The sequence below is a fragment of the Paracoccus zhejiangensis genome (assembly GCF_002847445.1).
GTDB classification, from domain to species: Bacteria; Pseudomonadota; Alphaproteobacteria; order Rhodobacterales; family Rhodobacteraceae; genus Paracoccus; species Paracoccus zhejiangensis.
Genome location: NZ_CP025430.1, coordinates 1820105 through 1843342 on the forward strand (window position 1 = coordinate 1820105; position 23238 = coordinate 1843342).

Genomic DNA, 23238 nt, shown 5'->3' on the forward strand with positions numbered 1-23238 from the left:
AAGGAGACAGCAATATGAGCCATCTTCTGGATCGCCTGAACTTCCTGAAATCCGCCCGCAAGGACGTGTTTTCGGAGGGCCACGGCCAGACGACGACCGAAAGCCGCGATTGGGAAGAGACCTATCGCTCGCGCTGGCGGCACGACAAGATCGTCCGCTCGACCCATGGTGTGAACTGTACCGGCTCCTGCTCGTGGAAGATCTACGTGAAGTCGGGCATCGTCACCTGGGAGACGCAGCAGACCGACTATCCGAGGACAAGGCCCGACCTGCCGAACCACGAACCGCGCGGCTGTGCGCGCGGCGCCTCCTACAGCTGGTATCTCTACAGTGCCAACCGGGTGAAGACGCCGCTGATCCGCGGCCGGCTGATGAAGCTCTGGCGCGAGAAGCGTAGGACCCTCACGCCGGTGGCGGCTTGGGAGGCGATCCAGACCGATCCCGATGCCCGCGACGGCTATACGCGGGTGCGCGGCAAGGGCGGTTTCGTCCGCGCCAGCTGGGAAGAAGCGACCGAGATCGTCGCCGCCGCGAATGCCTATACGGCCAAGAAATACGGCCCCGACCGGGTCTTCGGGTTCTCGCCGATCCCGGCAATGTCGATGATCTCCTATGCGGCGGGCACCCGTTACCTGTCGCTGCTGGGCGGCACCTGCATGTCCTTCTATGACTGGTATTGCGACCTGCCGCCGGCCTCACCCCAGACCTGGGGCGAACAGACCGACGTGCCGGAATCGGCCGACTGGTACAATGCCGGCTACCTGCTGCTCTGGGGCTCGAACGTGCCGCAGACGCGGACGCCGGACGCGCATTTCTATACCGAGGCGCGCTATCGCGGCACCAAATCCGCCGTCATCTGCCCCGACTATTCCGAGGCGGCGAAGTTCGGGGACATCTGGTTGAACGCCAAGCAGGGCACCGATGCGGCATTAGGGATGGCCTTTGGCCATGTCATCCTGCGCGAGTTCCACCTGGACCGCCAGGCCAGCTATTTCGAGGATTACTGCCGCCGCTATTCCGACATGCCGATGCTGGTGCGTCTGGACCGGCAGGGCGACCGGCTGGTACCGGGCCGGCAATTGCGCGCCGCCGATCTGGCCGATGGGCTGGGTCAGACCATCAACCCCGACTGGAAGACCGTCGCCATCGACGAGACGACCGGCGGACTGGTGGTGCCGAACGGCTCGATCGGTTTCCGCTGGGGCGAAGAGCATGGGCGCTGGAACCTCGAGGAGAAGGCCGGCGACGCCGAGACGCGGTTGCGCCTGTCGCTGATCCTCGAGGAAGACCGCGACGATGTGGCCGCCGTCGATTTCCCCTATTTCGGCGGGGCCGCGACCAATGGCTTCGCGGTCGACAAGCGCGGCGAGGTGCTGACCCGTAATGTGCCGGTCAAGCGCATCACCCTGGCCGATGGCAGCGAGGCGCTGGTCGCCACGGTCTTCGACCTTTTCTGCGCCAATTACAGCCTCGACCGTGGCCTTGGCGGCGATCACGTCGCCCGCGACTATGACGCCGATGTGCCCTTCACGCCCGCATGGGCCGAGCGCATTACCGGCGTGCGCCGCGACAAGATCATTCAGGTGGCGCGCGAGTTCGCCAGCAATGCCGAAAAGACCAATGGCCGTTCGATGATCATCATCGGCGCGGCGATGAACCATTGGTTCCACATGGACATGAACTATCGCGCCGTCATCAACATGCTGGTGATGTGTGGCTGCGTCGGCAATTCGGGCGGTGGCTGGGCGCATTATGTCGGTCAGGAAAAACTGCGCCCGCAGACCGGCTGGACGGCGCTGGCCTTCGCGCTGGACTGGGCGCGCCCGCCACGGCACATGAACTCGACCTCGGCCTGGTATGCCCATACCGACCAGTGGCGTTACGAGACGGTCAGCGCGGCGGAGATCCTGTCACCCACCGCCCCGGAGGGCGACTGGACCAAGCTGAGCCTGATCGATTACAACATCCGCGCCGAACGCATGGGCTGGCTGCCCTCGGCCCCGCAGCTGAAGACCAACCCGCTGGCCGTCGGCCGTGCGGCGAAGGCGGCAGGCGTCGAGGTCAAGGATTACGTCGCCGAGCGGCTGAAATCGGGCGAGTTGCAGATGTCCTGCGAAGACCCCGACGCGCCCGAGAACTGGCCGAGGAACCTCTTCGTCTGGCGCTCGAACCTGCTCGGGTCCTCGGGCAAGGGGCATGAGTATTTCCTCAAGCACCTGCTGGGCACACAGCATGGCGTGCAGGGCAAGGATCTGGGCGAGGAAGGCCGTCAGAAGCCGGCCGAGGCCATCTGGCATGACAAGGCGCCCGAGGGGAAACTGGACCTGCTGGTGACCATCGACTTCCGCATGTCCACCACGGCGGTCTATGCCGACATCGTCCTGCCAACCGCCAGTTGGTACGAGAAGGACGACATGAACACCTCGGACATGCACCCCTTCATCCACCCGCTGCAGGCGGCGGTGGACCCGGCTTACGAGTCCAAGTCAGACTGGGAAATCTTCAAATCCATCGCGAAGAAATTCTCCGAGGTCGCGCCCGAGGTGCTGGGGGTCGAGACCGACGTGGTGCAGCTGCCGCTGCAGCATGACAGCCCGTCCGAAATCGCGCAGAACCTTGTCAGCGACTGGAAGCAGGGCCAGTGCGACCTCATCCCCGGCCAGACGGCGCCGAGTTACATCGAGGTGACGCGCGATTACCCGAACCTCTATCGGCGTTTCACCGCGCTTGGCCCGCTGATGGAAAAGATCGGCAATGGCGGCAAGGGCATTGCCTGGGACACCAAGACCGAGGTGCATCACCTGCAGGCGCTGAACGGCACCGTCACCGAGGACGGCCCGACCCGGGGCATGGCGAAGATCGAGACCGCCATCGACGCGGCCGAGGTGGTGCTGATGCTGGCACCCGAGACCAATGGCGAGGTGGCGGTGAAAGCCTGGACGGCGCTGGCCAAGGCCACCGGGCGCAATCACAAGCATCTGGCCGAGGTCAAGGAAGACGAGAAGATCCGCTTCCGCGACATCGCCGCCCAGCCCCGCAAGATCATCTCGAGCCCGACTTGGTCGGGGATCGAAAGCGAAGAGGTCTGCTATAATGCCGGCTGGACCAATGTCCACGAACTGATCCCGTGGCGCACCCTGTCGGGTCGCCAGCAGCTCTATCAGGACCACGAATGGATGCGCGCCTTTGGCGAGGGTTTCGTCACCTGGCGCCCGCCGGTGGACCTGAAGACCGTGGGCACGGCGGCGACGAATTCGCTGGCCTCGGGTGAAAAGCACGTGGTGCTGAACTTCCTGACCCCGCACCAGAAATGGGGCATCCACTCGACCTATACCGACAACCTCTTGATGCTGACGCTGAACCGCGGCGGCCCGGTGGTCTGGATGTCCGAGACCGATGCCCGCACCGCCGGCATCGTCGACAATGACTGGGTCGAGGTCTTCAACAGCAATGGTGCCATCGCCGCCCGTGCGGTGGTCAGCCAGCGCATGAAGGAAGGCAGCATGTTCATGTATCACGCGCAGGAGAAGATCGTGAACACGCCGGGCAGTCAGGTCACTGGCGCACGGGGCGGCATCCACAACTCGGTCACCCGCATCGTGCCCAAGCCCACCCACATGATCGGCGGCTATGCCCAGCTCAGCTATGGCTTCAACTATTACGGCACGGTCGGCGCCAACCGCGACGAATTCGTGATCGTCCGCAAGATGACCAAGGTCGACTGGCTCGACGGCCCGCTGGACGACCGGCCCGCAACCCAGACCCCGGAGGCAGCGGAATGAAGATACGCGCACAAATCGGCATGGTGCTGAACCTCGACAAATGCATCGGCTGTCACACCTGCTCGGTCACCTGCAAGAACGTCTGGACCTCGCGCGAGGGCGTTGAATATGCGTGGTTCAACAATGTCGAGACCAAGCCCGGCATCGGCTATCCCAAGGACTGGGAGAACCAGAAGCGCTGGAACGGCGGCTGGACCCGGACGACATCGGGCCATCTGCAACCCAAGCAGGGCGGCAAGTGGCGGATTCTGGCGAATATCTTTGCCAACCCGGATCTGCCCGAGATCGACGATTTCTACGAGCCCTTCACCTTCGACTACGACCACCTGAAATCGGCCCCGGAAAGCCAGGCCTTCCCGACCGCCCGCCCCCGTTCGCTGATCTCGGGCGAGCGGATGGAGAAGATCGAATGGGGTCCGAACTGGGAAGAGATCCTTGGCGGCGAATTTGCCAAGCGGTCGCAGGACTACAATTTCGACGGGATCCAGAAAGAGATCTACGGCGAATACGAAAACACCTTCATGATGTATCTGCCACGGCTCTGCGAGCATTGCCTGAACCCCGCCTGCGTCGCCTCCTGTCCCTCGGGAGCGATCTACAAGCGCGAGGATGATGGCGTCGTCCTGATCGATCAGGAGAAATGCCGGGGCTGGCGGATGTGCGTCTCGGGCTGTCCCTACAAGAAGATCTATTACAACTGGTCCAGTGGGAAGTCCGAGAAGTGCATCCTGTGTTATCCGCGCCTCGAATCCGGCCAGCCCACGGTCTGCTCGGAAACCTGCGTCGGGCGCATCCGCTACCTGGGGGTCATGCTCTATGACGCCGACAAGATCTCGGAAGCTGCGTCGGTCGAGGCGGAAAAGGATCTCTACGACGCCCAGCTTGGTGTCTTCCTTGACCCGAACGACCCCGAGGTGATCGAGGCCGCGCGCGAACAGGGTATTCCCGAGGACTGGATCAGGGGCGCGCAGAATTCTCCCATCTGGAAGATGGCGATGGAGTGGAAGATCGCCTTCCCGCTGCATCCCGAATACCGCACCCTCCCGATGGTCTGGTATGTGCCGCCGCTGTCGCCGATCCAGAACGCCGCCGAGGCGGGCCGGATCGCCGCGCAGGACGACATGCCCGACGTGCGCAGCCTGCGCATCCCGCTGCGCTATCTGGCCAACATGCTGACCGCCGGCGACGAGGCCCCGGTGGCTGCGGCGCTGGAACGGATGCTGGCCATGCGCAGCTACATGCGGTCGAAGACCATCGACGGGGTGGTCAATCTGGGCGTCGCCAAGCGCGTCGGCCTCACGCCTCTGCAGATCGACGAGATGTATCAGCTGCTGGCCATCGCCAATTACGAGGATCGCTTCGTCATCCCGACGACGCATCGCGAGCTGGTCGAGGACGCCTATGACCTGAAGGGCGGCTGCGGTTTCACCGATGGCAATGGCTGTTCCTCGGGGAAAAGCGGCTCGCTGTTTGGCGGCAAGAAGTTCCGCAGCCCGCAGGAGTTCATCGCATGAAAACCTTCAAGGCGCTCTCGGCGCTGCTCAGCTATCCGACCGAGGATCTGGTGACGGCCATTCCGGCCATCAACACGGTGCTGCACGAGGAAGGGCTGCTGGGCCCGACGCGCCAGCACGAATTGGCGGCGCTGCTGCACGAGCTGACCCACAAGGATCTCTATGATCTGCAGGAACGCTATGTGCTGCTGTTCGACCGCTCGCGCACGTTGAGCCTGAACCTCTTCGAGCATGTCCATGGCGAAAGCCGCGATCGCGGCGGCGCCATGGTCGATCTGCTCGAGACCTACCGCGCCGGCGGCTTCGACCTCGCCGGGGCGGAACTGCCCGACCATCTTCCGGTGTTGCTGGAATATCTGTCCACGCGGCCCCTGCCCGAGGCCAAGGCGATGCTGGCCGATGCCGGCCATATCCTGACCGCACTGGCGGAACGACTGCAACGGCGCGAAACGCCCTATGCGGCGGTGCTGTCGGCGCTGGTCACACTCTCCGAGACCGATTGCGAGACGCCGGCCGAGCTGGCCCAGATCCCCGATGACGACCCCGAGGATCTGGCCGCGCTGGATGCGGTCTGGGCCGAGGCCCAGGTCACCTTCGGCCCCGATCCGAATGCCGGCTGCCCGGTCAGCCGCGACCTTCTTGCCCGCATGGACCCGCGCCCGCTGACGCCGGCCGCTGATTGAACGAGGCCCTGCCATGAACCACTTCCTCTTCGGAATTTACCCCTACATCGCCATCACCGTGATGATCCTCGGCTCGATCATCCGCTATGACCGCGATCCCTTCACCTGGAAATCGAAATCCAGCCAACTCTTGCGCAAGCGCCAGTTCTTAATCGGCTCGGTGCTGTTCCATGTCGGCGTGCTGGTGATCCTTGTCGGGCATTTCGTCGGCCTCCTGACCCCGGTCGCGGTGTTCGACGCGCTCGGCATCAGCCATGGCGCCAAGCAGGTGCTGGCGATGACGGCGGGCGGCATTGCCGGGCTGATGGCGCTCGCTGGCGGCGGGATGCTGCTGCACCGCCGGCTTTATGACCCGCGCATCCGGGCGCATTCGACGCTGGCCGATACCGGCATCCTCGCGCTGCTGCTGATCCAGCTGGTGCTGGGCCTTCTGACCATTCTCGTGTCGATGCGGCATCTCGACGGGCACGAGATGGTGCTGTTGATGAGCTGGGCACAGGCCGTCGCCTATTTCGGCGCCGATCCGGCGCAGTACCTGGCCGAGGTGAACATCCTCTTCAAGCTGCATATCGTGCTGGGGCTAACGATCTTCCTGCTGTTCCCCTTCACCCGGCTTGTCCACATGATCTCGGCCCCCGTCCGCTATCTGTGGCGGCCCGGCTATCAGATCGTGCGCACGCGACAGCCCGCCGAACCGACCGTTAAACCCGCCACCAGAACCACCAGCCCGGCGGAGTAAGAGACCATGGAAATGAAGACCCTTCTGCCCCCTGTCACCGTCAACGGGGTCCCCATCGACCCCGCCCTGATCGCCGCCGAGGCGCAGAACCACCCTGCCCCCAAGGGCAAGCCCGGTTTCGCGTGGCGGGCTGCCGCCCGCGCGCTTGCGATCCGTGAACTACTGCTGCAAGAGGCCCGCCGCCGCAATCTGACCGCCGAGCCGATCGAACTGTCGCCCGGCAAATGGGAGACCGAGGAGGAGGCACTGATCCGCCAGCTTCTCGCCGTGGCGCTGCCCGCCGCGCCGGTGGACGAGGCACAGCTGCGCGCCATCTATGACGCAAGGCCCGACCGCTTCCGCGCCCCCGCGCTCTACGAGGCGGCGCATATCCTCTTTGCCGTCACGCCCGAATCCGCGGCGGTCCGCGAGAAGGCCGGGATGAAGGCCGGCCGGGTGCTGGCCGAGCTGCAGAAGAACCCGCGCCGCTTTGCCGAGCTGGCCGCCGAGCACAGCGCCTGTTCGTCAAAAACCTCGGGCGGGATGCTGGGGCAATTGTCCTCGGGCGACACGGTGCCCGAATTCGAGGCGGCGATGACCCGCATGGCCGAGGGCGAGATGACGCTGGTGGAAAGCCGCTATGGCGTCCATATCCTGCGCCTCGACGCGCGGGCCGAGGGCGCCATCCTGCCCTTCGACAGCGTGCTGCCGCACTTGCGCGAAGCTCAGGAAAAGGCGGCTTGGACCCGCGCCAGCCGCGATTTCGTGGCCGGGCTGGTGGCCGGGGCCAAGGTCGACGGGATCGATCTCAAGGCCCCGCTGGGGGCCTGAGGCCGCGGCTTCACCTGGCCCAAATATCCCCGCCGGAGGCATCCGGCCGCGCCACGAAAGCCGCGGCCGGATTAGTTTATTCAGCCGCGTCCTCGACCTCGTCCGAGATCAGGAACCCGCCCGATTGCCGCGACCAGAGCCGGGCGTAAAGCCCGCCTTGCGCCAGCAGCTCGGCATGACTGCCCATCTCGATGATTCGACCGCCCTCCATCACCACCAGCCGGTCCATGGCGGCGATGGTGGACAGGCGGTGGGCGATGGCGATGACGGTCTTGCCCTGCATCAGCACCTCGAGCCGCGACTGGATCGCCGCCTCGACCTCGCTGTCCAGCGCACTGGTCGCCTCGTCCAGCACGAGAATCGGCGCGTCCTTCAGCGCCACCCGGGCGATGGCGATGCGCTGGCGCTGACCACCGGACAGCTTCACGCCCCTTTCACCGACATGCGCATCCAGCCCCTGTCGGCCCTTGCTGTCCGCCAGATCGGGGATGAAATCCTGCGCCTCGGCCATGCGGGCCGCGCTCCAGATCTCGTCCTCGGCGGCATCGGGTCGGCCATAGGCGATGTTCTCGCGGACCGAGCGGTGCAGAAGCGAACTGTCCTGTGTCACCACACCGATCGAGGCGCGCAGGCTGTCCTGCGTCACCTTGGACACGTCCTGACCGTCGATGGTGATGTCGCCGCTTTCGACATCGTGGAAGCGCAGAAGCAGGTTCACCAGCGTCGACTTGCCCGCGCCGGACCGCCCGATCAGGCCCACCCGCTCGCCCGGACGGATCGCCAGCGACAGGTCGTCCAGCACCGCCAGCGGCCGGTCGGCCTCGTCGGCACCATAGCGGAAGGTGACATGGTCGAAGCTCACCGCCCCCGGTCCCGGTATCAGCGGCCGTGCATTTGGCTCGTCACGCACCGCGCGGGGCAGCGCCAGCGAGGAAATGCCGTCGCGCACCGTGCCGACATTCTCGAACAGCGCGGCAAACTCCCACATGATCCAATGCGCCATGTTGTTCAGGCGCAAGGCCAGCGGCACCGCCACGGCAATCGCGCCAACGCTGATCGCGCCGGCGGTCCAGAGGCCAAGCCCCAGCGCCGTGACCGAGGCCACCAGCGCCACGTTGATCGCGGTCAGCAGCATGTCCTGCGTCGCCGACAGCCGCATCTGGCGATAGACGGTCTGCAGGAAGGCATCCATGCCCCGCTTCATCCACGCCTCTTCCCGGTCGGAATGGGAGAAGAGTTTCACGGTCGCAATATTGGTATAGCTGTCCACCACCTGCCCTGTCATGGCGCTGCGGGCATCGGCCTGCGCCTCGGCCACGCGCCCCAGACGCGGGATGATGACCCACAGCATCGCGCCGTAAGCCAGACCCCAGGCGATGAAGGGCAGTGCCAGCCGCCAGTCCTGACTGGCCGCCAGCGCCAGCGCGCCGAGGAAATAGATGATGACGTAGGACGCCACGTCCATCATCTTCATCGCCACTTCGCGCACCGCGAGCGCGGTCTGCATCAGCCGTTGCGCGATACGCCCGGCGAACTCGTCCTGGAAATAGCCGACCGACTGGCGCAGCAGATAGCGATGAGCCTGCCAGCGGATGCGCTGCGGGAAGTTGCCCAGAAGCGTCTGGTGCATGATCATGCTGGCCAGCGCGTTCAAGAGCGGCAGCGCCACCAGCAGCAGAAGGCCCATCACCGCCAGCCTTGCGCCCTCGACCTGCCAGAACTGGTCGCGCGGGGTCTCGGCCAACCGGTTCACCAGATCGCCCAGATACCCGAACAGCGAGACCTCGATCAGCGCGATCGTGCCCGAGCAGATGGCAAGCACGATCAGCCACGGGATAGCACCCCGGGAATAATGCAGCAGAAACCCCCAGAACCGGCGCGGCGGCATCTTGGGCGCCTCCTGCGGATAGGGGTCGAGCCGGCTCTCGAACCAGCGGAACATGGCAACACCTTTTGAACTAAGCCCTGCCGACAGGGCGGCAGAGGGGCGAGATAGATGAGGTTCTCAGCGCCGCGCGTCAAGTACGCGGCAGGTCAAGGGCGGCGGGGTGTTACCCCGGTGCCAGTCTCTCCAGCGCATCCAGATCGGCGCGGGCGAGCGCGGGGGTCGCGCGGGCGATGGCCTCGATCGGCCAATCCCACCAGCGAAGGTCCAGCAGCCGGGCGATCTGGTCGGGCGGAAAGCGCATCCGGATCACCCGCGCCGGATTGCCGGCGACGACGGCATAATCCGGTACCTCGCCGTGCAGTACCGACCCTGCCCCCGCGATCACGCCCGCGCCAATCCGCGCGCCGGGCAACACGGTCACGCCATCGCCCAGCCAAACATCATGACCGATCACGGTGTCGAGCAGGTCACTGATCTGGTCCATGTAGTCCGCCAGCCGGTCATGGTCGAAGATGGCGAAGGGATAGGTGGAAAATCCCGCCATCGGATGATTGGCCGAGGCGGTGATGATCCGCACCCGGTCGGCGATCTGGCAAAACCGCCCGATCCGCAGCCGCTCGGGCGCGCCCGCATAGGTATAGGGGGCCAGCCGGACCGCCCAGTCCGTGGGCGGGTCGAAGCTGCTGGCATAGGTGAAATCGCCGATCTCGATATTGGGATGGTCGATGACCCGGTTCAGATGCACCAGACCGGGATTCACCCGGCCATCGGGAAACTGCATCGGATAGGAAGACGTGGCATCAAGGAAGCTGACGGGCATGGGAAGTCCTTTCGAATCTGAGGGAAGAGGTTCAGATGCGGGACTGGTCCATGACACGGGCTCCTGTTGCGTTCGGGCGGGTCCTAGCACGATCCCGCCCGGAATTCAAATCATGCCCGGAGGCGCGTCACAGATGGCGCGTCTCGGGTGCAGGGTTCCACCAGTTGTCATGCGCGCCATCGGCCCAGAAGATCGGTGCGGCGACCAGTTCCGCCTCGCTTGCATCATCCAGCGCTGGCACCACGACCTGCACGAAACGCCCGCCCATCTCGGCGATGTCGCCCTCCGTCCACAGCCTCGTACCGCAGCGGCTGCAGAACCAGTGATGCATGTCGATATCAGCCGCATCTACGCGGGGCGTTTCGGCCAGTACCTCTCGCCCCCGGACCAGACGGAATCCGTCCGGGTCGGGCAACCGCATCTCCCAGTAGCGCATCTTGCGGCAGAAGCGGCAATTGCAGCGCATCGTGCCTTCGGACAGGTCGCCATCGGCCTCGAAGGCGACGGCCCCGCAGAAACAGCTTCCGTGATAGGTCTTCATGACGCTTCGGCGCCGTGAAACACCGCCTCGATATTGTTGCCATCCGGGTCAAGGATGAAGGCGCCGTAATAGTTCGGGTGATAATCCGGCCGCAGCCCCGGCGCGCCATTGTCGCGCCCGCCCGCCGCCAGCGCCGCCGCGTGGACGGCATCGACCGCCGCACGGTCCGGGGCGGCGAAGGCCAGGTGCACGCCGGTCGCGGCGGGCTTGCCGCTGCCGATCCAGAAGAAGGGATTGCCGTCGCGCCCGAGACCCAGATGGGCGCCGTGCCCGCCGGTCATCTCTTCGGTGACTTCCATGATGACAGAGATGCCAAGGGGCGCCAGCGCCTGTTCGTAAAAGGCGCGCGAGGCGGCAAGGTCGGAAACGGGATAGCCGATATGGTCGATCATGAGAGGGCTCCTTTGGATGAGCAGCCCTTATCGCCCCGGCCTGCTGACAGATCGCGTCAGCAGGCCGGCCGGGTCACGGCGCGACCGTCAGCCTGATCGCGCCATACCAGTCGGCCGCCGCGCGGATCGTCGCGTCATCCAGCCCTTCCGCGATGGGCTGCATGATCTCGTTGACCCGTTTGCCCGAGCGAAAGGCCTTCAGCTGGGTATCGAGATAGATGTTCGTCTCGGCCGCCAGGTTGGGCGCTTCGGGGATCACCGCGATGCCATCCGCGCCGTGGCAGGCAATGCAGGCCTCGGGCGCACCGGCGGGATCGGCGGTCAGTTCCGCCACCACCTGCCGGCCCGCATACCACGCCGCCAGATCGGCGATCTGCTGGTCGGTGAGGCTGGCGGCGACCACGCTCATCATCTCGTGCTGCCGCCGCCCCTCGCGGAAATCGGTCAGCTGGCGCGCCAGATAACCCGCCGGCTCGCCGGCGATATGCGGCGCGATGGGGATGCGGGCCAGCCCGTCGATACCGTGGCAGGTGCGGCACTGACCGGCGAGCTTTTCCCCCGCCGCCGGATCACCCTGCAGCGCCTCGGCGGGCGCGGGTTCCTGCGCGGCCAGCCCGGCACCCCAGAGGGTGCCGAGCGTCAGCGCCGCGACGATGACCGCGCGTCTCATTCGCCATAGCTGATGCGGTAGAGCGCACCGGCCAGATCATCCGAGACCAGGATCGAGCCGTCGCGCAGCTGCACCACATCGACGGGCCGGCCCAGGTATTCGCCGTTCTCGTCGATCCAGCCCTCGGCAAAGGGCTTGGTCGTCGCGGTGCCGTCCTCGGCAATCGTGGTCACCATGACCCGCGCGCCCACCGGCGTCGTCCGGTTCCACGACCCGTGCTGGGCGCTGAAGATGGCGTTCTTGTATTCGGCGGGGAACTGGTCGCCGGTATAGAAGCTCATCCCCAGGTCGGCGGCATGGGCCTCGGTCGCGACGGCGGGCATGACCGGGCTGATCTCGGCCGGGATCTCCTGGTCCTTGTACTCATTAGTGCGGATATCGCCGCCACCATACCAGGGCGCGCCGAAATGCTGCCCGGCCTCGGTCTGGTGGTTGATCTCGCCCGGCGGGATATCGTCGCCCATGCCATCGACCTGGTTGTCGGTGAACCACAGGTCGCCGGTCTCGGGGTGGAAGTCATGGCCGACCGAGTTGCGGATGCCACGGGTAAAGACCTCGCGCCCGGTGCCGTCGGTGTTCAGGCGGATGATGCCGCCGATGCCCTGCTGGCTGTAAAGCTCCAGCTTCTCGGGGGGCGCGACGTTGAAGGGCTGGCCAAGCGAGATATAGATCTTGCCATCCGGCCCGATCTTGCAGACCCGCGCCGTGTGATTGAAGCTTTCCTCCTCGACCGGGACCAGGTCGCCCTTGGCCACGAGGTTGAAGGCCGCGACGTCGGGGCTTTCATAGAAGAACTCGGCCGCCGGGAACAGCAGCACCCGGTTCTGCTCGGCGATGTACAGGAAACCATCCTTCGAGAAGCAGGGCCCGTTCGGGATCGAGAAGGTCAGCGAGGGGGCGAAATCCTTGACCTCGTCGGCCACCCGGTCCTTGTTGCGGTCGGTCACTGCCCAGACCTTGTCCTTGCGGGTGCCGACGAAGGTGACGATGCCCTGCGGACCCACGGCCATGTGCCGTGCATCGGGAACGATCGCATAGAGCGCGATCTTGAAGCCCGGCGGCAGGGTGATGCGTTCAAGCGTCCTTTCAATGCCGGCAGCGAAGTCGCCGCCCTGCTCGATGGTGGTGAATTCGGTGGTGCCGGTGGTCTGGAAATTCGACAGCTTCTCCAGGTTCTCGGGCACATCGGTGTTCTGCGCGACGGCAGCCGACAGGCCAAGGCTCAGCGAGCCGGCGGCCAGGATGATGGGTATGGCTTTCATGGTCTTTCCTCCCTTTTGGCGGCCCTCCCAAGCCGCGATCCATCCGGCGGCGCAGGTGGCGCGGCCGGAATGACGATACCGGGGCGCGCGCCGGACGCGCGCTCGGACCCGGAAAACTGCACTCGCAAGGGGGGCTGACGATAAACCGCAGGGCGAGTCACAGCTTAGCCGACTTCACCTCTTTGGCAATACGGGCGGTCTGCCTGCTATCCCGCGTAATCCTCGTCACTGACATGATCCTCCCATGTGACGGCGCTGCCATCCTGCCGTTCCTGGATCGCGATATGGCTCATCGCGGTCTCGGGGCCGGCGCCGTGCCAGTGGCGTTCGCCCGGCTCGAACCAGACCACGTCGCCGGGACGGATCTCCTCGACCGGGCCGCCCTCGCGCTGCGCCCGGCCAAGGCCCGAGGTGACGATGATCGTCTGGCCGAGGGGATGGGTGTGCCAAGCGGTGCGCGCGCCCGGCTCGAAGGTCACCAGCGCCGCGGCGACGCGGGCCGGTTCCGGGGCGGTGATCAGCGGGTCCAGCCGCACCCGTCCGGTGAACCAGTCGGCGGGACCTGCGCCCGAGGGGCGGCTTCCGTTGCGGGTGATCTGCATGGGCATTCCTTTGCTTCCGGTTGCCAGACCAGACTGCGCCCCCTGCCCCTAGGATGCCAGCCGAAAGGGCCGCCCCGCGACAGGGGCGGCCAGTTTGCCCTTACAGATTGCCGGCGGCCAGCTCGCTGGCGATATGGTCGGCCTGCCGGATCGCCAGCGCCACGATGGTCAGCGTCGGGTTCTCTGCCGCGCCGGTGGTGAACTGGCTGCCATCGCTGACGAACAGGTTCGGCACGTCATGCGCCCTGCCCCATTTGTCGACCACGCCATCCTCGGGCTTTTCCGACATGCGGTTGGTGCCGAGGTTGTGGGTCGAAGGATAGGGCGGCGTCGGCAGGGTGCGGGTGGCGCCCACCGCCTTGTAGATCCGCTGCCCCAGATCATAGGCATGGTTGCGCATGGCCACGTCGTTCGGATGGTCGCTGAAATTGACGTTCGCCACCTTCAGCCCGAGCTTGTCCACGGTCTCGGACAGGGTCACGCGGTTCTCGGCCTGCGGCATGTCCTCGCCCACGATCCACATCCCGGCCATGTTCTCGTAACTGTCCAGCGCCGTGGTGAATTCACGCCCCCAGCCGCCCGGATCGAGGAAGGCCGCCATGAAGGGCAGGCCAAGGCTGAGCGTTTCCAGCTCGTAACCGCCGACAAAGCCGCGCGAGGGGTCGTGCTTCGCATGGTCGCGGACGATACCGGCCATGGTGGTGCCGCGCCACATGCGCACCGGCTTCTCGAACAGGCCGTAAACCGAACCGGTGGTATGGCGCATGTAGTTGCGCCCGACCTGGCCCGAGCTGTTCGCGAGCCCGTCCGGGAACATGCTGCTGGCCGAGTTCAGAAGCAGCCGCGGGCTTTCGAAGCTGTTCCCCGCCACGCAGACCACCCGCGCCTTCTGCATCTGCAAGGCGCCGTCCTTGTCGAAATACTCGACCCCGGTGACCTTGCCGGCATCGTCATGCAGGATGCGCGCGACATGGGCATGGTCGCGCACCTCGAGATTGCCGGTCGCCTCGCCGCGCGGGATGTCGGTATAAGCCGAAGACCATTTCGCCCCCCATTTGCAGCCCTGGAAGCAGAAGCCGGTCTGCTGGCAGGCCATGCGCTCGTCATATTCGGCGCTGTTGATCGCCATATTGCCGGTATGGACATCCTGCAGGCCAAGGGCCTTGGCGCCCTTCTCGAGGATCTTGAAGTTGTTGTTCCCCGGCAGACGCGCGCGGTCGCCTGTCCCGGTCACGCCCAGCTTGGCCTCGGCCTTGTCATACCAGGGCGCCATCTCGGCGGCGTCGATGGGCCAGTCCAGAAGGCTTGCACCCTCGACCGCGCCATAGTTCGTCAGCGCCTTCCATTCGTGATCCTGAAAGCGCAGGGACGCCCCGGCCCAGTGGATCGAGGTGCCGCCCACCGCCTTGACGATCCAGGCCGGCAGGCCGGAAAAATCCTTGGCCACGCGCCAGTCGCCGCTGGTCGTGCGCGGATCGGTCCAGGCCAGTTGCCCGAAGCTTTCCCATTCATCATTGACGTAATCCTCGGGCAGATAGCGCCCGCCCGCCTCGAGCGCGACAACCTTGACGCCCTTCTGCGCCAGTTCGTTGGCCAGCACCCCGCCGCCCGCGCCCGTGCCGATGATGACGACCACACTGTCGTCGGTCAGATCGAATTTTGCTGCTTCAGCCATGATCCATCCCCCTCACAGCCAGTCGATGTCGTCGAAGCCGCGGTTGATGTAACCGCCTTCGGAATAGGACTCGCCCTGGTAGCCGAAGATCGGCCAGACCTCCTTCTGGTTATAGAGGCCAGTCACCAGCCCGCCCCGCACCGTCTGGAAGAAGGGCGTATCCTGAAGCCCGCGCAGGATGGCCACGCGGTCGGCCTCCCATCCCGCCGACAGGTAGTCGCCAAACCCTGCCGCCTTGGCGGCGGCATCGAGGGCGGCGATGCCCTCGGTTACCACCGCCTTCTGTTCGGCGGTGTCATAGCCCTTGACGGCAATGGCATAGAAACGGTCGCCGACCTTGTCATGGGGATAGATGTCGCGTGCCATCTGCAACAGCGTCGCCATCTCGTGCTCGCTGATCGCCGTCACCTCGACCGCCCAGGCCGCATCGGGCGCGGCGATGAAGCCAGCGCCTGCCACCGCGAGGGCGCCAGCAGCCACCGCCCGCGACAAGAGCGCGCGCCGGGTCAGGCCCTGTTTCCTCAACTCTGTCATGGTCTCTCCTCCCTTGTTGTGCGCGGGTCACGGCGGCCCCTCCCGGCCGCCGGCCCGCGTTATCGGATGCGCGGCTACTTGAACCGGCCACCCCGCTGCAGCACCTCGATCTGGTAGCCATCTGGATCGGCGATGAAGAAGAACCGCGCCACCAGCTCGCCCGCCGGGGCGAAATCCACCAGCTTGCGCGGGGCAAGACCCTCGGCCTCCAGCCGCGCGTGCAGCGCGTCCACGTCATCGACCGAGACGGCGATATGGCCGTAGCCGTCGCCCAGGTCATAGGGTTCGGTGCGGTCCTTGTTGATGGTCAGTTCCAGTTCGGCCTCGGCCTCGCCATTGGACAGGTAGACCAGCGTGAAGGTCGGGAAATCCAGCCGGTCGGCCACCTTCAGCCCGAAAGCGCGATCATAGAAATCGACCGAGCGCGCCTCATCGAGCACGCGGATCATCGAATGGATATACTTGGCCATGCAGCCCCCTGCTGTCTTCTCTTGCAGGGACAAGGCTAGGGGGTCGCGGGCGCGCGCGGGTAGTATCGGATTACTACAGCTGCATTTTCCGGCTATTCGGCGGCGATGGGCTGGCTGGCCAGGTGATCCTCGCCCAGGTGGATGGTGCAGACGCAGCGCAAAAGCGAGGTGAAATTCCGTGCCTCTCCATGCAGCACCAAGACCTCGCTGTGCAGCTTCGAGATGAAGGCCGGGGTCGACAGCCCCTCGCGCGCGGCGATGTCATCAAGGATGCCCCAGAAGGCGCGTTCCAGCCGGATCGAGGTCGACTGCCCGTTCAGCCGCAGCCGACGAGTTTCGCTTTCATATCGGGCCGGGTTCTGACCGGCGAAGATCTGGCACATGGGCTTGATCGCTGGGTTGGGGCGGCTGAGCAATTTTGCGGCAGAAGCGGGTTTGGGTCAATCAGCCAAGGATCGGCGGAAAGTATGACACGCCCACGAAAAAGGCCGCCCCTCGCGGGGCGGCCTTCTCATCTCTCACGCGGATGCGTCAGATCACTTGATGATCTTCGACACCACGCCGGCGCCGACGGTGCGGCCGCCTTCGCGGATGGCGAAGCGCAGCTTTTCTTCCATCGCGATCGGGGCGATCAGCTCGACCTCGAACTTCAGGTTGTCGCCCGGCATCACCATCTCGGTGCCTTCCGGCAGTTTCACCGTCCCGGTCACGTCGGTCGTGCGGAAGTAGAACTGCGGACGGTAGTTGGCGAAGAACGGCGTGTGACGGCCACCCTCTTCCTTGGTCAGGATGTAGGCTTCGGCTTCGAAGGTGGTGTGCGGGGTCACCGATTTCGGCTTCACCAGCACCTGGCCACGCTCGACGCCGTCACGGTCGATGCCGCGCAGCAGAACGCCGACGTTGTCGCCAGCCTCCCCGCGGTCCAGCAGCTTGCGGAACATTTCCACGCCGGTGCAGGTGGTTTTCTTGGTGTCGCGGATGCCCACGATTTCCAGTTCGTCGCCGACGTTCACCGCGCCACGCTCGATCCGGCCGGTCACAACCGTGCCGCGGCCCGAGATCGAGAACACGTCTTCGATCGGCAGCAGGAACGGCTGGTCCACGGCGCGCTCGGGCGTCGGGATGTATTCGTCGACCGCGGCGATCAGCGCGCGGATCGAGTTCTCGCCGATCTCCGGATCACGGCCTTCCATCGCCGCCAGGGCCGAGCCCTTGATGATCGGAATATCGTCGCCCGGGTAGTCATACGAGCTCAGCAGCTCGCGGACTTCCATCTCGACCAGTTCCAGCAGCTCTTCGTCATCCACCTGGTCGACCTTGTTCAGGTAGACGACCATGTAGGGGATGCCGACCTGGCGGCCGAGCAGGATGTGCTCGCGGGTCTGCGGCATCGGGCCGTCAGCCGCGTTCACCACCAGGATCGCGCCGTCCATCTGCGCCGCACCGGTGATCATGTTCTTCACATAGTCGGCGTGGCCCGGGCAGTCGACATGGGCGTAGTGACGGTTGGGCGACTCGTATTCGACGTGAGCGGTCGAAATGGTGATCCCGCGCGCTTTCTCTTCCGGCGCACCATCGATCTGGTCATAGGCCCGGAACTCGCCGAAATACTTCGTGATCGCAGCCGTCAGCGTCGTCTTGCCGTGGTCAACGTGACCAATGGTCCCGATGTTGACGTGCGGCTTGTTGCGTTCAAACTTTGCCTTTGCCATGATTGGCTCCTTTTGTCGTGAGACGGTGCGTGACACACGCACCCTACAGGGTTGGTAGGGTGCGAGGTTTCCCCCGCACCGCCTTGATTACGCGTATTTCTTTTGGATCTCGTCCGAGATGTTCTGCGGCACGGCCTCGTAATGGTCGAACTGCATCGTGAACACTGCACGGCCCGAGGACATCGAGCGCAGGTTGTTGATGTAGCCGAACATGTTGGCCAGCGGCACCATCGCGTCGATGACGTTGGCGTTGCCGCGGCTGTCCTGGCCACGCACCATGCCACGACGGCTGGTTAGGTCGCCGATGATCGAACCGGTATATTCTTCCGGCGTCACAACCTCGACCTTCATGATCGGCTCGAGCAGCTTCGCACCGGCCTTGCGCAGACCTTCACGCATCGCGGCGCGCGAGGCGATCTCGAAGGCGAGGACCGAGGAGTCGACATCGTGGAACGCACCGTCGATCAGCGCGACCTTGAAGTCGATCACCGGGAAGCCGGCCAGCGGGCCCGAATCCATCACCGACTTGATGCCTTTTTCGACGCCGGGGATGTATTCCTTCGGCACCGCACCGCCCACGATCTTGCTTTCGAACGAATAACCTTCGCCCGGCTCGGTCGGGGTGATGACCAGCTTGATACGCGCGAACTGGCCGGTACCACCGGTCTGTTTCTTGTGCGTATAGTCGATTTCGGCCTGGCTCGAGATGGTTTCACGGTAAGCCACCTGCGGCGCACCGATATTCGCCTCGACCTTGAACTCGCGCTTCATCCGGTCGACCAGGATGTCGAGGTGAAGTTCGCCCATGCCCTTCATGATCGTCTGACCCGATTCCAGATCGGTTTCGACGCGGAAGGACGGGTCTTCGGCCGACAGGCGCTGAAGGGCGAGGCCCATCTTTTCCTGGTCCGCTTTCGACTTCGGCTCGACGGCGATCTCGATCACCGGCTCGGGGAAGGTCATGGTTTCCAGAACCACCGGCTTCGACGGATCACACAGCGTGTCCCCCGTGGTGGTATCCTTCAGACCGGCCAGCGCGATGATGTCGCCGGCATGCGCTTCCTCGATCTCCTCGCGGTTGATGGCATGCATGACCATCATCCGGCCAACCCGCTCGCGGCGGTTCTTGGTCGAGTTCAGCATCTGGTCGCCCTTCTTGATCCCGCCCGAATAGATGCGGGTGAAGGTCAGCGAACCGACGAAGGGGTCGTTCATGATCTTGAACGCGAGGCCCGAGAAGGGCTCGCTGTCGTCCGCATGGCGGGCGATGTTGCGCTCTTCCGTTTCGTCATCGGGCAGGAAGCCCATATAGGCCGGCACATCCAGCGGCGAGGGCAGGAAGTCGATGACCGAGTTCAGGAGGGGCTGAACACCCTTGTTCTTGAACGCCGACCCGGCGGTGACCGGGAAGAAGGTCAGCGACAGCGTGCCCTTGCGGATCAGGCCGCGCAGGGTCGCCTCGTCGGGCTCGTTGCCCTCGAGATAGGCTTCCATCGCGTCGTCGTCTTGCTCGACGGCCAACTCGATCATCTTGCCGCGCCATTCGTCGGCCAGATCCTGAAGCTCGGCACGGATCGGCTGACGAACCCAGCTTGCGCCGAGGTCTTCACCCTTCCACACCCATTCTTCCATCTTGATCAGGTCGACGATGCCTTCCAGCTTGTCCTCGGCGCCGATCGGGAAAGCGATCGGGCAGGGGGTGCCGCCGGTGCGGTCCTTGATCATGCGGACGCAGTTGAAGAAGTCGGCGCCGATCTTGTCCATCTTGTTGACGAACACGATCCGCGGGACCTTGTAACGGTCAGCCTGACGCCAGACGGTTTCGGTCTGCGGCTCGACGCCGGCATTGGCGTCCAGCAGGCAGATTGCGCCGTCCAGAACCGCCAGCGAACGCTCGACTTCGATGGTGAAGTCGACGTGGCCCGGCGTGTCGATGATGTTGAAGCGGTACTTCGTGTCCGAAGTCCCCTCGGTGCTCGGATCTTCCTGGCGCTGCCAGAAGGTGGTCGTCGCCGCCGAGGTGATGGTGATGCCGCGCTCGGCCTCTTGTTCCATCCAGTCCATCGTGGCGGCGCCGTCATGGACTTCGCCGATCTTGTGGGACTTGCCGGTGTAGTAAAGGATACGCTCGGTGGTGGTCGTCTTGCCGGCATCGATGTGGGCCATGATGCCGAAGTTACGATACCGCTGCAGCGGATATTCGCGTGCCATGAGTGACTTCCTTTCGCCTTACCAGCGGTAGTGGCTGAACGCTTTGTTGGCGTCGGCCATCTTGTGGGTATCTTCCCGCTTCTTGACGGCGGTACCGCGGCCCTGGACCGCATCGGACAGTTCACCTGCCAGACGCTCTTCCATGGTGTTTTCGTTGCGCTTCTTGGCGGCGTCGATCAGCCAGCGAATGGCCAGAGCCTCGCGGCGGATCGGACGGACTTCGACCGGAACCTGATAGGTGGCACCACCCACACGGCGCGAGCGGACCTCGACCGAGGGTTTCACATTGTCCAGGGCTTCGTGGAAGACCTCGACGGGGGCGCGCTTCAGGCGGCCTTCAACACGCTCGAGCGCGTTGTAGACGATGCGTTCGGCAACCGATTTCTTGCCATCAACCATCAGGTTGTTCATGAATTTGGTCAGCACGCGATCGCCATACTTGGCGTCGGGCAGGACTTCGCGCTTCTCAGCGGCGTGACGACGGGACATCTGTGTCTCTCCTTACTTCGGACGCTTCGCGCCGTATTTCGAACGACGCTGGCGACGATCCTTGACGCCCTGGGTATCCAGCACACCGCGCAGGATGTGGTAACGGACACCCGGAAGGTCTTTCACACGACCGCCACGGATCAGCACGACGCTGTGTTCCTGCAGGTTGTGCTTCTCGCCCGGGATGTAGGAGATGACTTCGAAGCCATTGGTCAGACGGACCTTGGCCACTTTCCGCATAGCGGAGTTCGGTTTCTTCGGCGTCGTGGTATAGACGCGCGTGCAGACGCCGCGCTTTTGCGGGCATCCTTGCAGGTGCTGCGACTTGCTCCGCTGCACCTTGGGCTGCCGCGGTTTGCGGATCAGCTGTTGAATCGTCGGCATTCGGTTCCCCGTCTTGCTCGTGTCAATACTCGCATCCCGGCCGGGACGCGCCACTTCTCGACGGCACTTTGCGCATACCGCAAAATGCCAAACCGCATCCGACCCCTAGGATGGGGAGGACGCTTTCTCTTCCAGAGGATCAAGGCTAAATCGGCCCGATCGTGACCGCACAGGTTCTGGCTCCCCGAGACGGCCGCCTCGGGTCTGGGGCATATAGGAGGATTCCCGTGAGGTGTCAACCGACACACGGCTTTCGCTGCGCCCTGCCCTGCCCTCAGGAAAAGCGCCGCGCGGCCGCGTTCAGCGCGGCATGATCCAGGCGGAAGCGGCTCTGCATCTGCTCGGAGATCGAGGCCTCGTCGGTCTCCCAGGGATAGCCCGCGCCAAGCGAGGCGGAATCGCCATCCTCGTGCATCAGGCGCAGGAACATCAGCGGCTGCGGGACGCTGACACCGGGCATCCACAAGCCGATCTTGGCATGGTTGAAATGCACCGCCGTGGCGTCGCGATCGGGCGACAGGAAGACGGTCAGCGCGACCCCCATGTTGTGACAGATGCGCGGGCTGATCTGCAGCCCCTTGCGCGTGACCTTGGCCATCAGCCCGCGCGAATGGTCCAGCGACAGCTTGCGCTCGACCTGCCACAGGTCGCGCACCGGCAGGAAATCGCGCCGGGCGCTTTCGATGTAATCGATCGCCACCGCGTCGTCATCGTCATGGCGGAAATGCCCGACCGCATCGGCGCCGCGATCGATATGGGGCCGGATCGCCGCAAGGCAGGCTTCCAGATGCCGCTCCATTGGCGGCACCAGTTCGAGGCGGAATTGCGGGATCTCTTCGGTCAGGGCGCGGAGCCGCGACAGATAGGGCTCGGGCAGGTCGCGGCCGGTCATGATGACCAGCGTGAAATCGGGATCGCTCTGCGCCCGCCAGGCCGGCAGGGCAACATGCTCGAACCAGAACCAACGCCGCTCGAGCCGGGCGGGATCATAGAGAAACTCCCGCCGCTCGGCGATGGTGGCGTGTTCCTTCTGATAGCCGCGCAGCCCGACATAAGACCAGCGCATCAGGCCCAGCATCTGGATCTTCATCGCCCCGTCTCCCTCGGCTGGCCCCTCAACTGGCCCTCGCGCCAGATCGAATAGATCCCCGCGGTCACGATCAGGCCAGACCCGGCCCAGGTCCAGACATCCGGCCATTCGCCAAAGACCACCAGTCCCAGGATGATCGCAGCCACCAGCGAGACATAGCGGAAGGGCGCGACGAAGGAAATCTCGCCGATGCGCATGGTCGCCACCGCCGAAAGATAGCCCACGGTCAGGAAGCCGCCGCCAAGGACCAGCAGGCCCAGCTGTTCCACCGTGGGTCGCTGCCAGCCCTCGCCGATGCTGAGCAGAAGGCCCGACAGGGTGACCGATGTGGCGGCATAGAAGGCGATGGTGGTCGAGCGGATCTCGCGGCTGAACAGCCGCGTGACAAGATCGCGCAGCACCACCATCGCCACCGAGGCGAGCCCCAGCACCGACCAGATGGTGAAGGCCGAGGTGCCGGGCCGCAGGATCATCAGCACGCCTACCAGCCCGACCAGCACCGCCACCATCCGCCGCCAGCCCAGCTTTTCATGGAACATCACCGCCGCGCCCAGCATCACCACCAGCGGCAGCGACTGCATGATTGCGGACAAGTCGGCAATGGCCATGTGCATCAGCGCCTGCAGGAACAGCACGGTCGAGGCGATCTCGCCGATCAGCCGCAGGATCATCGGCCGCACCGCCTCGCGCGGTAGACGTAGCTGCAACCCGCCCTCACGCCGCGCGATCAGCAACAGGCCCAGCATGACCACAAGACCGCGGAGCGTGATCGACTGGTAGAGCGGCAGGTCGCTGGCGACGAATTTCATCACCGTGTCGTTCAGCGTGAAGAAGGTCATCGACACGCACATGATCAGCGCGCCACGCATGTTGTCGCGATGGCTCGCGGGCTCTGCACGGAGAGCGGCAGGGGCGACCTTGCGGTTCGGAGACAGGATCGGCGTCCGCATGGGGGTCGGCCTTCGCGCTG

22 protein-coding genes are annotated in these 23238 nt (G+C 64.9%); 5 read left to right on the forward strand and 17 right to left on the reverse strand.

Annotation, left to right across the window (positions count from 1 at the left end):
- The first annotated feature begins 14 nt into the window (after positions 1-14).
- Genes CX676_RS08905 through CX676_RS08925 form a run of 5 tightly spaced genes read left to right on the forward strand, consistent with a single transcriptional unit; the run spans position 15 to position 7528 of the window.
- On the forward strand, positions 15-3782 hold the full coding sequence (locus tag CX676_RS08905) for a nitrate reductase subunit alpha (RefSeq protein WP_101752298.1): 3768 nt from the start codon (positions 15-17) through the stop codon (positions 3780-3782).
- Positions 3779-5296 carry a nitrate reductase subunit beta gene (gene narH / locus CX676_RS08910; protein WP_101752299.1) on the forward strand — a complete coding sequence of 506 codons (1518 nt, stop codon included), beginning with the start codon at positions 3779-3781 and terminating at the stop codon, positions 5294-5296. The genes CX676_RS08905 and narH overlap by 4 nt, the downstream gene beginning before the upstream one ends.
- Positions 5293-5979: a nitrate reductase molybdenum cofactor assembly chaperone gene (gene narJ, locus CX676_RS08915; RefSeq protein WP_101752300.1), complete on the forward strand. Its 687-nt coding sequence runs from the start codon at positions 5293-5295 to the stop codon at positions 5977-5979. Before narH ends, narJ begins: the two co-directional genes overlap by 4 nt.
- 13 nt (positions 5980-5992) lie before the next feature.
- Entirely contained in the window at positions 5993-6718 is a 726-nt protein-coding gene (narI, locus tag CX676_RS08920) for a respiratory nitrate reductase subunit gamma (protein WP_101752301.1), read from the forward strand.
- Positions 6719-6724: 6 nt separating this feature from the next.
- A complete protein-coding gene (locus CX676_RS08925) occupies positions 6725-7528 on the forward strand; it encodes a peptidylprolyl isomerase (RefSeq protein WP_101752302.1) in 804 nt (267 codons plus the stop codon).
- Between the two features lie 76 nt (positions 7529-7604).
- Here CX676_RS08925 and CX676_RS08930 read toward each other — a convergent pair whose 3' ends face one another.
- The 17 genes from CX676_RS08930 to CX676_RS09010 form a co-directional block, all read right to left on the reverse strand.
- Positions 7605-9470 carry an ABC transporter ATP-binding protein gene (locus CX676_RS08930; RefSeq protein WP_101752303.1) on the reverse strand — a complete coding sequence of 622 codons (1866 nt, stop codon included), beginning with the start codon at positions 9468-9470 and terminating at the stop codon, positions 7605-7607.
- A 109-nt stretch (positions 9471-9579) separates the two neighbouring features.
- Positions 9580-10236 (reverse strand): CatB-related O-acetyltransferase, encoded by a 657-nt coding sequence (locus CX676_RS08935; RefSeq protein ID WP_101752304.1) that lies wholly within the window; start codon positions 10234-10236, stop codon positions 9580-9582.
- A 127-nt stretch (positions 10237-10363) separates the two neighbouring features.
- Positions 10364-10777, reverse strand: coding sequence for a GFA family protein (locus tag CX676_RS08940; protein WP_101752305.1), 414 nt, complete (start codon positions 10775-10777; stop codon positions 10364-10366).
- Positions 10774-11169: a VOC family protein gene (locus CX676_RS08945; RefSeq protein ID WP_101752306.1), complete on the reverse strand. Its 396-nt coding sequence runs from the start codon at positions 11167-11169 to the stop codon at positions 10774-10776. The genes CX676_RS08940 and CX676_RS08945 overlap by 4 nt, the downstream gene beginning before the upstream one ends.
- 73 nt (positions 11170-11242) lie before the next feature.
- Positions 11243-11839, reverse strand: a complete 597-nt coding sequence (locus tag CX676_RS08950) for a c-type cytochrome (protein WP_101752307.1) — start codon at positions 11837-11839, stop codon at positions 11243-11245.
- Positions 11836-13101, reverse strand: coding sequence for a PQQ-dependent sugar dehydrogenase (locus CX676_RS08955; protein WP_101752308.1), 1266 nt, complete (start codon positions 13099-13101; stop codon positions 11836-11838). The genes CX676_RS08950 and CX676_RS08955 overlap by 4 nt, the downstream gene beginning before the upstream one ends.
- A 206-nt stretch (positions 13102-13307) precedes the next feature.
- The gene (locus CX676_RS08960) at positions 13308-13703 is read right to left on the reverse strand and encodes a (R)-mandelonitrile lyase (RefSeq protein WP_101752309.1); all 396 of its coding nucleotides are present in this window, start codon (positions 13701-13703) and stop codon (positions 13308-13310) included.
- A 100-nt stretch (positions 13704-13803) separates the two neighbouring features.
- Positions 13804-15378, reverse strand: a complete 1575-nt coding sequence (locus tag CX676_RS08965) for a GMC family oxidoreductase (RefSeq protein ID WP_101752310.1) — start codon at positions 15376-15378, stop codon at positions 13804-13806.
- 12 nt (positions 15379-15390) lie between these two features.
- Complete coding sequence (locus tag CX676_RS08970; protein ID WP_101752311.1) at positions 15391-15912, reverse strand: Twin-arginine translocation pathway signal; 522 nt, start codon at positions 15910-15912, stop codon at positions 15391-15393.
- Between the two features lie 74 nt (positions 15913-15986).
- Entirely contained in the window at positions 15987-16382 is a 396-nt protein-coding gene (locus tag CX676_RS08975; protein ID WP_101752312.1) for a VOC family protein, read from the reverse strand.
- Between the two features lie 92 nt (positions 16383-16474).
- Positions 16475-16765 (reverse strand): ribbon-helix-helix domain-containing protein, encoded by a 291-nt coding sequence (locus CX676_RS08980; protein WP_101752313.1) that lies wholly within the window; start codon positions 16763-16765, stop codon positions 16475-16477.
- 153 nt (positions 16766-16918) lie between these two features.
- Positions 16919-18094 carry an elongation factor Tu gene (gene tuf, locus CX676_RS08985; RefSeq protein ID WP_101752314.1) on the reverse strand — a complete coding sequence of 392 codons (1176 nt, stop codon included), beginning with the start codon at positions 18092-18094 and terminating at the stop codon, positions 16919-16921.
- Between the two features lie 87 nt (positions 18095-18181).
- The gene (gene fusA / locus CX676_RS08990; RefSeq protein WP_101752315.1) at positions 18182-20305 is read right to left on the reverse strand and encodes an elongation factor G; all 2124 of its coding nucleotides are present in this window, start codon (positions 20303-20305) and stop codon (positions 18182-18184) included.
- A gap of 18 nt (positions 20306-20323) precedes the next feature.
- Positions 20324-20794, reverse strand: coding sequence for a 30S ribosomal protein S7 (gene rpsG / locus CX676_RS08995; protein ID WP_101752316.1), 471 nt, complete (start codon positions 20792-20794; stop codon positions 20324-20326).
- Positions 20795-20806: 12 nt separating this feature from the next.
- Positions 20807-21178: a 30S ribosomal protein S12 gene (rpsL, locus tag CX676_RS09000; protein ID WP_022705687.1), complete on the reverse strand. Its 372-nt coding sequence runs from the start codon at positions 21176-21178 to the stop codon at positions 20807-20809.
- 274 nt (positions 21179-21452) lie between these two features.
- Positions 21453-22268, reverse strand: a complete 816-nt coding sequence (locus tag CX676_RS09005) for a glycosyltransferase (protein ID WP_101752317.1) — start codon at positions 22266-22268, stop codon at positions 21453-21455.
- Entirely contained in the window at positions 22265-23218 is a 954-nt protein-coding gene (locus CX676_RS09010; protein WP_101752318.1) for a DMT family transporter, read from the reverse strand. Before CX676_RS09010 ends, CX676_RS09005 begins: the two co-directional genes overlap by 4 nt.
- Between the last annotated feature and the right edge of the window lie 20 nt (positions 23219-23238).

Excerpts from the sequence above, each read along its gene's own strand:
- CX676_RS08960 (WP_101752309.1), bottom strand. The coding sequence starts at position 13,703 with ATGCAGATCACCCGCAACGGAAGCCGCCCCTCGGGCGCAGGTCCCGCC.
- tuf (WP_101752314.1), bottom strand. The coding sequence starts at position 18,094 with ATGGCAAAGGCAAAGTTTGAACGCAACAAGCCGCACGTCAACATCGGG.
- narH (WP_101752299.1), top strand. The coding sequence starts at position 3,779 with ATGAAGATACGCGCACAAATCGGCATGGTGCTGAACCTCGACAAATGC.
- CX676_RS08965 (WP_101752310.1), bottom strand. The coding sequence starts at position 15,378 with ATGGCTGAAGCAGCAAAATTCGATCTGACCGACGACAGTGTGGTCGTC.
- rpsG (WP_101752316.1), bottom strand. The coding sequence starts at position 20,794 with ATGTCCCGTCGTCACGCCGCTGAGAAGCGCGAAGTCCTGCCCGACGCC.
- CX676_RS08980 (WP_101752313.1), bottom strand. The coding sequence starts at position 16,765 with ATGTGCCAGATCTTCGCCGGTCAGAACCCGGCCCGATATGAAAGCGAA.
- CX676_RS08930 (WP_101752303.1), bottom strand. The coding sequence starts at position 9,470 with ATGTTCCGCTGGTTCGAGAGCCGGCTCGACCCCTATCCGCAGGAGGCG.
- rpsL (WP_022705687.1), bottom strand. The coding sequence starts at position 21,178 with ATGCCGACGATTCAACAGCTGATCCGCAAACCGCGGCAGCCCAAGGTG.
- CX676_RS09010 (WP_101752318.1), bottom strand. The coding sequence starts at position 23,218 with ATGCGGACGCCGATCCTGTCTCCGAACCGCAAGGTCGCCCCTGCCGCT.
- CX676_RS08935 (WP_101752304.1), bottom strand. The coding sequence starts at position 10,236 with ATGCCCGTCAGCTTCCTTGATGCCACGTCTTCCTATCCGATGCAGTTT.
- CX676_RS08905 (WP_101752298.1), top strand. The coding sequence starts at position 15 with ATGAGCCATCTTCTGGATCGCCTGAACTTCCTGAAATCCGCCCGCAAG.
- CX676_RS08955 (WP_101752308.1), bottom strand. The coding sequence starts at position 13,101 with ATGAAAGCCATACCCATCATCCTGGCCGCCGGCTCGCTGAGCCTTGGC.
- CX676_RS08950 (WP_101752307.1), bottom strand. The coding sequence starts at position 11,839 with ATGAGACGCGCGGTCATCGTCGCGGCGCTGACGCTCGGCACCCTCTGG.
- CX676_RS08975 (WP_101752312.1), bottom strand. The coding sequence starts at position 16,382 with ATGGCCAAGTATATCCATTCGATGATCCGCGTGCTCGATGAGGCGCGC.
- fusA (WP_101752315.1), bottom strand. The coding sequence starts at position 20,305 with ATGGCACGCGAATATCCGCTGCAGCGGTATCGTAACTTCGGCATCATG.
- narI (WP_101752301.1), top strand. The coding sequence starts at position 5,993 with ATGAACCACTTCCTCTTCGGAATTTACCCCTACATCGCCATCACCGTG.
- narJ (WP_101752300.1), top strand. The coding sequence starts at position 5,293 with ATGAAAACCTTCAAGGCGCTCTCGGCGCTGCTCAGCTATCCGACCGAG.
- CX676_RS08970 (WP_101752311.1), bottom strand. The coding sequence starts at position 15,912 with ATGACAGAGTTGAGGAAACAGGGCCTGACCCGGCGCGCGCTCTTGTCG.
- CX676_RS09005 (WP_101752317.1), bottom strand. The coding sequence starts at position 22,268 with ATGAAGATCCAGATGCTGGGCCTGATGCGCTGGTCTTATGTCGGGCTG.
- CX676_RS08925 (WP_101752302.1), top strand. The coding sequence starts at position 6,725 with ATGGAAATGAAGACCCTTCTGCCCCCTGTCACCGTCAACGGGGTCCCC.
- CX676_RS08940 (WP_101752305.1), bottom strand. The coding sequence starts at position 10,777 with ATGAAGACCTATCACGGAAGCTGTTTCTGCGGGGCCGTCGCCTTCGAG.
- CX676_RS08945 (WP_101752306.1), bottom strand. The coding sequence starts at position 11,169 with ATGATCGACCATATCGGCTATCCCGTTTCCGACCTTGCCGCCTCGCGC.